Origin of the sequence: Vibrio neptunius (assembly GCF_000967495.1) — a bacterium.
Lineage (GTDB): Bacteria > Pseudomonadota > Gammaproteobacteria > Enterobacterales > Vibrionaceae > Vibrio > Vibrio neptunius.
In genome coordinates, this window is the sequence record NZ_JXXU01000029.1 from 1 (window position 1) to 12,584 (window position 12,584).

The window sequence follows — 12,584 nt, forward strand, 5'->3', positions numbered from 1 at the left end:
CACTTATTTAGAAAAAGCCCCAACAGCAATGTTAGGGCTTTTTCTTATCTGCAGTATTACTGTTGGTCTGTGACCAACGTGTCCCGCAAAAGGTTTGCCTGTTGCCCGCAACCCAGGCCGTCCGACACTTATTTTAGACCTCAGCAGCAATGCTGGGGTCTTTTTGTATTTGAGGGATTATTTTGTAAGACCAATGCGCTCGTTCGTGCGCGAGTCCAATTGAGCGCAAGCTCGGCCGCTTCGCAATTTACTCCAGATCTCAGCAGAAATACTCGGGTCTTAATTCTTATCGCTCTTTGGCTGACGAATACAGACCAATAAATCAAAGCAATCTTAAACTTATTGAAAGCCTAGGCATTGAAAGTTCTGATTGCTTGTTGTGTATGCAAGGATCTTAGTATTTAGGTGGTTAATGTCCTATGAGACTGGTTCAATTGGTATTGTTTCTTATCGAGTAGAGAATAAAAAGCCGACCTAATGGTCGGCTTAGTTAGCAAAGATGAATGAAATTTACGCTTGAACTAAAGTAAGGGCTTTTTTTGATACCTCATGAGCCGCTTTAGTCATATTTTGTTTCTCAAGTGCATCAGCTAAATAGGCATAATCAGATACACTAGAACGCACTTGAAGTGCTTGCTCTAAATGCTGTTGAGCCTCGGACCAGTTTTCATTTCTTAGATGGAACTGCGCAAGAGCGCTGTGCGCTGGAGCATTATTGCCGTCTTTTCTTAGCATATCTTCTAGGAGCACAACGACAGGATGATAATCTGCTAGTTTTATATCAGGCAGTAGTGCATAGAGGTTTGAATCTGGGTTCTTTTTGAGGTTCTCTTTGACCAATGTAAAAGCTTCACTGTCTGCTTTACGAGCGATAAGCTGCTTTGCAAAGCATTCAATCAAGTGAACATTGCTCCTTAGCTTGCGAGTAAGGCTGTTCCAATGAGCTATCAACCCTTCACTGCCTTTTTGCTCTGCAACTTCCTCTAGCAAGCCGCATTGCGCACGTTGGGTTAACTGAATCTGTTCATCTTTAGTAATGATTTTACTTTTCACAAGTGAAGGTAAGGTATTTAGCAGGGGTTTCCACATCTTAAGTTCAATGTAGACATTTTGTAATAGATTAAGGACGACACGATTATTTGGATAGCTGGATTTGAGTTGAGTTAACGTCTCAAATGCTGCCGTGTAATTGGCTTCTTTTACTTGCTGTTTTGCTCTGGTGAGTTCAACTGCCAGCAGAGCGTTTTCTTGCTCAGATGCGAGTTTAAGATAGCGGTCTCGCTTTTCATTGTCTCCCATTCCCTGTGCCGCTTCTGAAGCCACTAAATAGCACAGTAGAGGCATATCATGGTGATTTGCCCAGCGAGTGACTTTCTTTTCTGCCAGTTTGAAGTCCCCCTCAAGTAACTTGATGATGCCTTCATTGGTGAAGCGGCGAGAGCGGCGCATTTTTCGGATACCAAAATAGTTCCAGGTTGCTGAGCCCACATAGAGGGTTGTCTTGATTAGATACTCTAAGCTAAAAAGTGCTGCCAATAATGCAATGACCAATATGACAAACGTTGTGAAACTCATCTCAATGGTCGTATCTACAACCGAAATCAGGACATAGCCCTGCTGGCCAGCATATTTGGTACCGGCAAAAAGACCAGCACCTAGGGTGACGAATAGAAAAATTAATCTGAACATTATTTTTCCTCCGTAACCAAGGTGGTCACTTCATGTCGCAGACGATCATGTATAACGTCGGACAAAAGTTGCTCTGTGTCTAACTTTGCAGGGTACTCAACTTGTACATTTTGCTTACTTAGCATCTTTAGAGCTTTATTGAACTCAATAACCGCATTGGTGTGTTGGTCGAAGAATGAACTCGACCATTTTTCAGCAGTGGTTAACGCCGTTTGGTAAATATCTTGCTGCTCAACGTATACCGCCTTAATCGCTGTTTCCAGTTTGGCCTTCATGTTCTCTTTAAGGTAGAAATGTTGCTCTGGAGATAACAAAGGAGTGACATTGCCATCACGGGTGCGGAATGTGATGAAGCTCTCAGAGAAGTCTTTAAGTGACGTCATCAGATTGTCTTTCCAATCATAGATGTCTTCAGAGACATGCTGAACTCTCCGCTCGGGTGCATCAGGAAGGATTGCATTGGCTAACGGAAGGCTGTCTACTTGCTGTTGCAGCGACGTTAATCTAAGAACCAGACCTTCTCGATCGATAATCGGTATGGATTTAAGCTCCGTGATGTCATGGGCCATGGTTCGACGCAAAGGTACCAAGCTAGGATCGCTCAACGCAGCGATACGTTGGTCGGCGCTTTCCATCAGTTTTGTGGCACTGACGGTATCATGCTCCAAAAATAGTTTTCGGCCTGCTAATTTCACTAGATAATCGGCTTCTGCCAATAGCCAGTCATTCGGGCGACGACCTTTTACGTCAGCAAGTGCAAGCTGAAGACCTTCAATGCTTTTTTGCTGCTGTGATAAAACAGTTTCTGTTTTGTGACTGATCTCAGCGGCTTTTGCTAATGTTTCCTGCTGAGTGGCGTTCAAATCCTGCTTAAAAGAAACGGCAGTTTGTTCCAGTTGCTTTTGCAGTTGTTCAATTTGAGATTGGTACTCAGCATTTTGTAGCGTTACCTGAAGTGTAAAACCACCACATAGTAATGAAACAACGATTGCAACCGCACCAAGTTTAATTCCGCGCTTAGCATTTTTTTCTTGTTGTCGGATGGTGTCTGGTGACGCTTTAGTTCCAGACTTTTTCTTGGAAGATGCAGAGGGAGATTCAGACGCATTGGAAATGTCGTTGGAAGACTCTTGAGTTTCAGCAGATGATGCTGCTTCTTGGTCTTTCTCAGGTTCAATGTAGTCGTTTTTATTTTTACTTGTCATTGCGATTGTCCTGTTTCACGTTGGCCGGAGAGTAGCCAGTAAATCCTTATTGGAAGCGCTTCCCGTGTTGGTTATATGAACAAAGCCTATTTGTTGCGCTTCATTTGCGATACGTGCACTCGGTACATAAAGTTGCAGTCCGAGTGCCCAGTTCAATTGCGCTTGTGTAAGCTGTGATACAAAATAACTCAGCTGACCTGAACTGGTGATGACTAACTGTTGGATATGTTTATCCTGCCAGAAAGGGACGAATAAATCTGAGTCAAAAGCAAGGTTTTGTCGTTTGTATACTTCAAGATAACTGACTTGAGCGCCTCGAGATTTGAGTGTCTCGTAGATTAGCTCACGTCCACCGTTGCCTCGAAGGATAACGACCTTTTTACCTTTGACTCTTTTTAGTATGTCCAGTTTGAGCAAATGCTCGCTGTCACCGACGTCGGGGTAGTGTACTTTTTGCTGGCTGAGTTTGCTTAAAACATGTGCGGTTTTTTGACCGACGGCAATGTAGGTTGCTGTTTGAGGCCATTCTTTCTGGGATGTAAAGGCTTGTTGTGTGAGCGTGACCGCATGTTGGCTGACGGCAAGAATACAGTCGAACTGACAAAGTTGAGTGTCAATGCCGGAGAGATCTTTCCCCGGCAGGATTTCGATAAGAGGTTGATGGAGCGCGCAGATACCCGCGCTGTTGAGTTGTTGGCAGAGTGAGCGGCCTTGTTCACCTGGCCGAGTAACCAACACTGCCATAAAGTTACTCGTGAACCGCGTACAGTCTAGTCAAGATATCGCGTGCACCGTCATCCAGTAGTTGGTTGGCCAATGTCACCCCAAGTTTCTCAGCATCAGCGCGCGAGCCTTTGATTTCGCCGCGCACAATCTTGGAGCCGTCAGGTTCGCCGACAAGCGCACGCAACCAGATGTCATCACCATCGAGTAGGGAGTAGCTGCCAATAGGTACTTGGCAACCCCCTTCCAAGGTTAAATTCATTGCGCGCTCACACAGCACGCGATCAGCACTATCTCTGTGGTTGAGTGGTTCAAGTAACTTGATAAGACGTTCATCATCTAGGCGGCATTCAATGCCAACTGCACCTTGCCCAACGGCGGGTAGAGATTGTTCTGGCTCGATAAAACTGCGAATTCGCGCTTCTAGATCTAGGCGTTTCAAACCTGCTGCTGCAAGAATGATGGCATCATATTCGCCAGCATCGAGTTTACCCAAACGTGTACCTACATTACCGCGTAGTTCCTTGATGACCAGATCTGGACGGTATTCCTTAATCTGACACTGACGGCGCAGACTGCAAGTGCCGACAACTGCACCTTGTGGTAGTTCGTCAATATTAGCGAAGGTATTGGAAACGAAAGCATCTCGTGGGTCTTCACGCTCACAAATCGTAACTAACCCTAGCCCTTCGGGAAAATCAACCGGTACATCTTTCATTGAGTGAACGGCTAAATCTGCACGTCCTTCCAGCATGGCGACTTCGAGTTCTTTTACGAACAAACCTTTGCCACCTACTTTGGCTAATGGAGTGTCGAGAATGACGTCGCCTTTCGTCACCATAGTCACAAGTTCAACTTCCAAACCAGGGTGCGCTGCTTGAAGAGCATCTCGTACATAATAGGCTTGCCAAAGAGCAAGAGGGCTTTTGCGTGTAGCAATTCGAATTGGAGTCGATTGAGTCATGATGGTCTTTGAAAAACAGTTTTGATGGGCTAATCCTACCATTCTCTTGGAAAAAGTCTTACTGCTAGATCGTCTCGATAATTATCAGACGTCCGACTAGCAGAAAATATTCAAAATAGTGTGATGTTCATCTCGTTTGTAAAATGGGCTATTATTACAAAAGGCGGATACGTACCACACTATGTCGCGAGCATATTGATTAACAAAACAATGTCGATTCGATCGTACATTTCTTTACCAATCGAAATAAAAGTGTTAGATTGATCACGTTTTGTTAGTGCTTTAGAACAATTTGTCGTCAAGGCACAGTTAGGAATCAAACAAGGAATCACCCTTGCAGGCTTATATAAAGACGCTTATCCAGAGACTTGATAACCTAAACCAGCAGCGTATTGAGCGCGCGCTGGCTCTTATGGATATGCAAAGTCAGCGTGTTTTCCATCTGATTCCTACTCTTCTGCATTTCAATCACCCAGCCATCCCCGGTTATTACGATTCTCAAGTCCCCTACGGTGTATACGGTCTCGAATTCAATGAAGTGCAGAAGCAGTTTATTGAGGATACTGAGCTTACGATTGGGCAATCGCTGCGCACCAGTGCAGAGTCGGCTATCCTTGGTTTGTATACTATGGGGAGCACCTCTTCGATTGGGCAGAGTAGTTCGAGCGACCTCGATATCTGGGTGTGTGTATCACCGTCGATGAGTTGTGAAGAAAGAGAATGCCTAACCAATAAATGCCTGCTGATCACCGACTGGGCTCAGACACAGGGTGTTGAGGCAAATTTCTTCCTGATGGATGAGGAGCGCTTTCGCACCAATCGCTCCGAAGAAATGACAGGTGACAACTGTGGTTCATCCCAGCACCTTTTGCTACTGGATGAATTTTATCGTTCTGCTGTTCGCCTTGCCGGTCAACGTTTGCTATGGCAAATCGTGCCACCTGAAATGGAAGAGTGTTACGACGAATACGTTCGAGATCTGTGTCGCCAAGGTTGCATAGATTGCTCGCAATGGATTGATTTTGGTCAACTGAACCGCATTCCAGCCGAAGAATATTTTGGCTCAAATCTATGGCAGTTGTACAAGAGCATTGACTCACCTTATAAGTCGGTGCTGAAAGCGATTTTGCTTGAAGCGTATTCGTGGGAGTATCCGAACACTCAACTCCTCAGTATTGATACCAAGCGTCGCTTTTTTGCCCATGAACCTGACCTTTACGGGATGGATGCATACTACTTGATGCTTGAAAAGGTGACGCGCTATCTTGTACGCATTGGTGATCACGCGCGTCTTGACCTTGTCCGTCGCTGCTTTTATCTAAAAACGCATGAGAAGTTATCTCGTGAGCATGACATGGGCTCCGTTGCTTGGCGCCGTGAAGCCATGAGTGACATGATCCAGAAATGGCATTGGGAGCATTCAGTGCTTGTTGAGCTGGATGATCGCCGTAACTGGAAGGTTGAACAAGTGAAAGTGGTTCACCATGCCTTACTTGATGCACTTATGCTGAGCTACCGGAACCTGATTCAATTTGCTCGACGCAACGACATCACTTCTGCGATCAGTCCACAAGACATTAGTATTTTAGCGCGTAAGCTTTATGCTGCGTTTGAGGTTTTACCTGGTAAGGTAACTTTGCTTAACCCGCAAATTTCACCAGATTTACATGAATCCGACTTGAGCTTTATTGAAGTGAGGCCGGGTCGTACAAATCAAGCGGGTTGGTACCTCTATAAGCAACCTCTTCAGCCAGAACGTCTTCTTGGTCAGCCATTCTTAGAGCATAATGAATACCTCAGTAAGTTGGTCGCTTGGTCATTTTTCAATGGTCTAATTACAGAGTCGACGCGTCTGCACTCGGTAGTTCGTGATGCTCACTTGGATATTGATAAGTTTTATCAGATGGTCAGCGATTTACGGAATACCTTTTCATTGCGTAAGCGTCGCCCAACCATGCAGGCATTGGCGAGTCCTTGTGAAATCAGCCAGCTGGCAATGTTCATTAACTTTGAAAATGATCCTACTGCGGCATTGAGTGGGCGTTCGCTGAAAGTTGACCTTAAAACGACAGATATTTTTAGCTTCGGTTCAAAACAAACCTGTCTGGTTGGTAGTGTCGATCTGGTGTATCGGAATTCTTGGCATGAAGTGCGCACGCTGCATTTTAAAGGTGAAACTGCCATGTTGGACGCGTTAAAGACCATTATGGGTAAGATGCACCAAGACGCGCTACCACCAGAATCCGTCGATGTGTTCTGCTATAGCAAAAATCTGCGTGGTGTGATGCGCAACATGGTTTATCAACTGCTCGCTGAATGCATTGACTTGCGCCTTAAGCCGATTGAACAAGAAAAGCGTCGCCGTTTTAAAGCTCTGCGTATTGCTCAGCAAACCTATGGCTTATTCTTTGAACGTCGTGGTGTATCTGTACAGATGTTGGAGAATTCGGTCGATTTTTATCGCAGTATTTCGACCAGTAAGCTGAAAGGCTCGCCTTTGTTAATGTTAGACAAAGAACAAGACTACCAACTACCAGAAATTGTTGATAGCTTTGCCAGTGAGGGTTTGATTCAGTTCTTTTTTGAAGACTCTGCACAAGGTTTCAATATTTATGTGTTGGATGAGGCGAATCGTGTTGAGGTATACCATCAATTCAGTGGCATGAAAGATGAGATGATTGCCAGCGTGAATAGTTTCTACACGTCCGTCAAAGATGATAACGAATTGTCAACTCAGTTTATTAACTTCAATTTGCCGCAATACTATCAAATCGTTCACCCAGTAGAAGGTGATTCTTATATTGTGCCTTATCGAAATGATGGCTCGAACTATTCCAAGCCAAGTCGTGCCGTAAATGCGTAACTTGAATCGATGAAATAAAGAGCACTCAATGTGCTCTTTTTTGTGTCTAGCCTATACGGGTAACTACACCCATTCAATCTCTTCCTCTGAATGTTTTTCGCATTCTTGTTTTACCATCGCAATCAGCTCTAAGCCCGTTTTTGAGCAGGTCCACTGACCTTCTACCATTGCGAAGTGGAAGCCACCAGACTTAGATGCCAGCCAGATTTCTTTCATTGGTTCCTGGCGATTAATAATGATTTGGCTGCGGTCTTCAAACTCTAGGGTCATGACATTACCAGAAGTTTCATAATCAATGTCCGCACCTGAATCATCAATCATTTCTTCGATAATTTGCATTTGAGCATCTGCCAACTGATGAAATTCAGTCTCGTTCATCTTGTAATCCTATTGCTTTTCCTGAGTGTGGTGCGATTATAGGGGGCATTGAAAGATTAATCACGATACAACCCATGAAAAAATCACTCATCGCTCTGTTTCTATTATCTGTTCTTGGTCTGACTGGATGTGGTCAGACTGGTCCTCTTTACATGCCTGAAGATGCATCTCAGAACGAGCAGCCTTCACAACAATAAATAATGACATAAGGGATAGCACTTTGGATTACTTCAACTATCAGGATGATGGCCAACTTTGGGCCGAAGATGTTCCATTAACTGACTTAGCAGAGCAATTTGGAACACCACTTTACGTATATTCTCGCGCAACATTTGAGCGTCATTGGCATGCTTTTGATAAATCCGTTGGTAAGCACCCGCACCTAGTGTGTTATGCGGTTAAAGCCAACTCGAACTTAGGTGTACTTAATACACTCGCTCGTCTTGGTTCAGGTTTTGATATTGTTTCTGGTGGTGAGCTGGAACGTGTGATTGCAGCGGGCGGTGAAGCAAGCAAAGTGGTCTTCTCTGGTGTCGGCAAAACGGCGCCTGAAATGAAACGTGCACTTGAACTGGGTATCAAGTGTTTCAATGTAGAGTCTGAGCCAGAGCTAGAACGGCTTAACAAGGTCGCGGGTGAGCTGGGCGTTAAAGCGCCGATCTCATTGCGTATCAACCCTGATGTAGATGCTAATACGCACCCTTACATTTCTACGGGGCTTCGTGACAACAAGTTTGGTATTGCCTTTGACCGTGCACCTGAGGTGTACCAGTTCGCGCAAAGCCTTGAAAACTTAACGATCAAAGGTATTGATTGTCACATTGGCTCTCAATTAACGGATATCGAACCGTTTATTGATGCTACTGACCGTTTGCTGGCACTTATTGATGATTTAAAAGCACAAGGCATCAATATTGAGCATCTTGATGTGGGTGGGGGTCTGGGTGTGATCTATCGTGATGAGCTGCCACCAGAGCCTTCTGAATATGCCAAAGCACTGTTAGGTCGACTGGAAAACCATCAAAGTCTGGAGCTGATTTTCGAACCAGGCCGTGCAATTGCAGCCAATGCAGGTGTATTGCTGACGAAGGTTGAGTTTCTAAAACATACAGAACATAAAAACTTCGCCATTATCGATGCCGCGATGAATGACTTGATGCGACCGGCTCTGTATCAGGCATGGCAAGACATTGTTCCTGTTAACCCACGTGAGGGTGAATCAGTGACATACGATCTGGTTGGCCCAATTTGTGAGACGGGTGATTTCCTTGGTAAAGACCGTGCTTTAGTGTTGCAGGAAAATGACCTACTTGCTGTTCGCTCAGCAGGTGCGTATGGCTTTGTGATGTCATCCAATTACAACACACGTACTCGCGTTGCTGAAGTGATGGTTGATGGCAATAAAGTTCATCTAGTACGTCAGCGAGAAGAGCTGTCGAGCCTATGGGCGCTAGAAAATATTCTTCCGGAGTAATTGGAGTCTTATGCATTTCCATTTTTCTAAAATGCATGGTTTGGGTAATGACTTCATGGTCGTTGACTGCATTACTCAGAACATTTTCTTTTCTCCTGATTTGATCCGTCGTCTGGCGGATCGTCATACAGGAGTCGGCTTTGACCAGCTGTTAGTGGTTGAAGCCCCTTATGACCCAGAAACCGACTTTCACTACCGTATCTTTAATGCTGATGGTAGTGAAGTAGAGCAGTGTGGTAACGGTGCACGTTGTTTTGCTCGTTTTGTGCGTATGAAAGGCCTGACTAATAAGTACAGCTTCAGTGTCAGTACAAAGAAAGGCAAAATGGTCCTCAATATCGAGGAAGACGATCAGGTGACGGTTAACATGGGTGTGCCAGAATTTGAGCCGAGCAAGATTCCATTCAAAGCTAAGCAGACCGAAAAGACCTATATCTTACGTACTGATGATAAGACGTTGTTCTGTGGTGCAGTAAGTATGGGTAATCCTCATGTTGTCACTGTGGTTGATGATACCAATACCGCTGACGTCGATACTTTAGGCCCGCTACTCGAATCTCACGAGCGTTTTCCTGAGAGAGTAAATGCAGGTTTTATGCAGGTATTAAGCCGCAGCGAAGTGAATCTTAGAGTGTATGAACGTGGAGCTGGTGAAACTCAGGCATGCGGCAGTGGGGCTTGTGGTGCGGTTGCAGTAGGTATTGTTCAGGAATTGCTGGACGAGAAGGTGAAAGTCAACCTGCCAGGTGGTTCGCTAAAAATCAGCTGGCAAGGACCAGGAAAACCCCTTTATATGACGGGCCCTGCCACTCATGTGTTCGATGGTCAGCTAAGCTGTTAAGAAGAGAAAAAATAAAGGAACTAACGTGTCGCAGATTGAAGCTGATGCGCTGACAGCTGAGGTTGTCGCGGAATACTTGCGTGACAACCCAGATTTTTTTAGCACCCGAAGTGATTTAGTCGATCGCCTTGCCTTGCCTCACCAAGAGCAGGGTGCGGTGTCACTGGTCCATGTTCAAATGACCAGACAACGTCAGCGTATTGAAGATCTAGAAGAAGAGATAACCACTCTGATGTCGCTGGCGAAAAACAATGATCGTACTTTTCATGAATTTATGAGTTTACAGGAGCATATCCTGACTTGTGATGCCTTGTTGCCAGCGGTTAAAGCTGTTGAAGAGATGGCTAAATCTCTCGGGTTGATGGCGTATGTGCGTTTGCTCGATAGTGAGTCAGCGTATTACTCGCTCGATAAAGACAATTACCAGCGTTTTGCTACTAATCATCTCAATGGTAAGAGTGCTTATTTAGGGCGGATGCGTAAGGCGGATAGAGAACTACTGTTTGGTGGTACAACGCGCGCACCTGAGATGGGATCTTACGTGGTGTTGCCACTGAATAAGAAGTCATTACAAGGTATTCTGGCCTTTTCCAGTAGCGATGGAGGGCACTTTCAGCCGCATATGGACACCTTATTCCTGCGACACCTCGCTCTGGTGCTTTCTCACCTGGTAGAAACTCTTCCTTGGCAAAGTGATGACCATGAACGAATCAGTAATACCTCTGCCTAACGGACTTAAAAGCCCTCTCAATCGCTTCTATGAGTATTTGAGAAGTGAGAAAGGGCTTAGTCTGCATACTCAACGTAATTACAAGCAGCAACTGGAAACCATGGCTCAACATTTGGTGACTATGGGGTTGAAAGACTGGTCTCAGGTTGATGCGGCTTGGGTTCGTCAACTGGCGAGTAAAGGTATGCGCGATGGCATGAAAGCCAGTAGTCTTGCTACTCGATTGTCCGCATTACGGAGTTTCTTTGATTTCTTAATCCTGCGAGGAGAATTAACAGCAAATCCTGCCAAGGGTGTGTCTGCTCCAAGGAAGAAAAGGCCCTTACCGAAGAATCTCGATGTGGATGAAGTCGGTCAGTTACTCGAGGTCAACGAAGATGACCCGTTAGCCATACGCGATAGAGCGATGATGGAACTGATGTATGGCGCAGGTTTACGACTGGCTGAGATGGTCAGTGTCGATACACGCGATGTCAGTCTATCCTCTGGTGAGATACGTGTAGTAGGTAAAGGTGACAAAGAGCGTAAAGTGCCTTTTTCTGGTATGGCAGAAGAGTGGGTTGCCAAATGGCTCAAAGTACGAGGTTCACTAGCCAATGCGGATGAGTCTGCGTTGTTTGTGTCTAAGCTGGGGGTGCGGATTTCACACCGTAATGTGCAAAAGCGCATGGCTGAATGGGGACAAAAACAGTCTGTTGCCAGTCATATCAGTCCACATAAACTGCGTCACTCGTTTGCCACTCACATGCTGGAGTCGAGCAACAATCTCAGAGCCGTTCAAGAGCTGCTGGGTCATGAAAACATCTCAACCACTCAGATCTATACGCACTTGGACTTTCAGCATCTTGCCGATGTTTACGATCAGGCTCATCCCAGAGCCAAAAAGAAAGAGAGTGATTGATGTATTTTTATCGCCAGTTACCTGTCATTGAAGCGATGACGTTTGATCTTGATGATACCTTGTATGACAACCGTCCTGTGATTCTTAGGGTGGAGGCGCAGGTGGTTGCTTGGCTGCATAAACACCACCCGATTTCTGCGAGCAAACCACTAAGCTGGTGGCATGAGTTAAAAATGGAATTGGTGGTTGCTGACCCCTGGCTACATAATGATATGACGTTGTGGCGCCATACTCAGATAGAGCAAGGCCTTTATCGACTCGGTTATGAGCAAGCAGAGGCCAAATGTGCCGCTGATCAGGCCATTCAGGAAGTACTGCGGCTTCGCAGTGATTTCACTGTACCTGAACAAACGCATCAGGTTATGCAGAGGCTTGCTAAGCAAATGCCTTTAGTGGCGATTACCAATGGCAATGTAGATGCAGAGCGCATCGGTTTGGCTAAGTATTTTTCCTTAATTCTTCAATCAGGGCCGGATGGCTATGCTAAACCACACCCACAGATGTTCAACAAAGCCATCAATCATCTTCAATGCTCGGCGCAGAACATCTTACACGTTGGTGATCATTTGATTAGTGATGTTAAAGGTGCCAAAAATAGTGGCTTGTCGGCGTGTTGGTTCAACGATCAAGGTTCTAGCTTAATCCAGCATCGAAGAGCTCGGACATTGCCCGACATTGAAGTCTCCTGTTTACAGGAATTATTGCTACTGTGTGAGAACTCCGGTTCGCTTTGAGCCGTGCACGATAGATGGCTATATGTTCCAACTAGGATACGGAGCCGAAACAGCGCCCCATCATCGTGCTGTGAGTCAAATT

12 protein-coding genes are annotated in these 12,584 nt (G+C 45.4%); 7 read left to right on the forward strand and 5 right to left on the reverse strand.

The window, feature by feature from the left end; all coding sequences use genetic code 11:
* Positions 1-510: 510 nt before the first annotated feature.
* The 4 genes from TW84_RS10645 to hemC are packed head-to-tail and all read right to left on the reverse strand — an operon-like array spanning position 511 to position 4,581.
* On the reverse strand, positions 511-1,689 hold the full coding sequence (locus TW84_RS10645) for a heme biosynthesis protein HemY (RefSeq protein WP_045975638.1): 1,179 nt from the start codon (positions 1,687-1,689) through the stop codon (positions 511-513).
* Positions 1,689-2,894: a uroporphyrinogen-III C-methyltransferase gene (locus tag TW84_RS10650; protein WP_045975639.1), complete on the reverse strand. Its 1,206-nt coding sequence runs from the start codon at positions 2,892-2,894 to the stop codon at positions 1,689-1,691. Before TW84_RS10650 ends, TW84_RS10645 begins: the two co-directional genes overlap by 1 nt.
* 15 nt (positions 2,895-2,909) lie before the next feature.
* Entirely contained in the window at positions 2,910-3,638 is a 729-nt protein-coding gene (locus TW84_RS10655) for a uroporphyrinogen-III synthase (RefSeq protein WP_045975640.1), read from the reverse strand.
* A gap of 4 nt (positions 3,639-3,642) precedes the next feature.
* The gene (gene hemC / locus TW84_RS10660; RefSeq protein WP_045975641.1) at positions 3,643-4,581 is read right to left on the reverse strand and encodes a hydroxymethylbilane synthase; all 939 of its coding nucleotides are present in this window, start codon (positions 4,579-4,581) and stop codon (positions 3,643-3,645) included.
* Positions 4,582-4,915: 334 nt separating this feature from the next.
* Here hemC and TW84_RS10665 point away from each other — a divergent pair, with 334 nt between their 5' ends.
* Complete coding sequence (locus tag TW84_RS10665; RefSeq protein ID WP_045975642.1) at positions 4,916-7,444, forward strand: class I adenylate cyclase; 2,529 nt, start codon at positions 4,916-4,918, stop codon at positions 7,442-7,444.
* A gap of 63 nt (positions 7,445-7,507) precedes the next feature.
* On the opposite strand, the gene cyaY is transcribed toward TW84_RS10665, so the two are convergent.
* The gene (gene cyaY, locus TW84_RS10670) at positions 7,508-7,822 is read right to left on the reverse strand and encodes an iron donor protein CyaY (protein ID WP_045975643.1); all 315 of its coding nucleotides are present in this window, start codon (positions 7,820-7,822) and stop codon (positions 7,508-7,510) included.
* Between the two features lie 74 nt (positions 7,823-7,896).
* Here cyaY and lptM point away from each other — a divergent pair, with 74 nt between their 5' ends.
* The 6 genes from lptM to yigB are packed head-to-tail and all read left to right on the forward strand — an operon-like array spanning position 7,897 to position 12,502.
* Positions 7,897-8,019 (forward strand): LPS translocon maturation chaperone LptM, encoded by a 123-nt coding sequence (gene lptM, locus TW84_RS25325; protein WP_045975644.1) that lies wholly within the window; start codon positions 7,897-7,899, stop codon positions 8,017-8,019.
* Between the two features lie 23 nt (positions 8,020-8,042).
* Positions 8,043-9,296: a diaminopimelate decarboxylase gene (gene lysA, locus TW84_RS10680; RefSeq protein ID WP_045975645.1), complete on the forward strand. Its 1,254-nt coding sequence runs from the start codon at positions 8,043-8,045 to the stop codon at positions 9,294-9,296.
* A 10-nt stretch (positions 9,297-9,306) separates the two neighbouring features.
* The gene (dapF, locus tag TW84_RS10685) at positions 9,307-10,137 is read left to right on the forward strand and encodes a diaminopimelate epimerase (protein ID WP_045975646.1); all 831 of its coding nucleotides are present in this window, start codon (positions 9,307-9,309) and stop codon (positions 10,135-10,137) included.
* A gap of 25 nt (positions 10,138-10,162) precedes the next feature.
* A complete protein-coding gene (locus tag TW84_RS10690; RefSeq protein WP_045975647.1) occupies positions 10,163-10,867 on the forward strand; it encodes a DUF484 family protein in 705 nt (234 codons plus the stop codon).
* Complete coding sequence (xerC, locus tag TW84_RS10695) at positions 10,839-11,768, forward strand: tyrosine recombinase XerC (protein ID WP_045975648.1); 930 nt, start codon at positions 10,839-10,841, stop codon at positions 11,766-11,768. The genes TW84_RS10690 and xerC overlap by 29 nt, the downstream gene beginning before the upstream one ends.
* A complete protein-coding gene (yigB, locus tag TW84_RS10700; protein WP_045975649.1) occupies positions 11,768-12,502 on the forward strand; it encodes a 5-amino-6-(5-phospho-D-ribitylamino)uracil phosphatase YigB in 735 nt (244 codons plus the stop codon). The genes xerC and yigB overlap by 1 nt, the downstream gene beginning before the upstream one ends.
* Positions 12,503-12,584 lie beyond the last annotated feature (82 nt).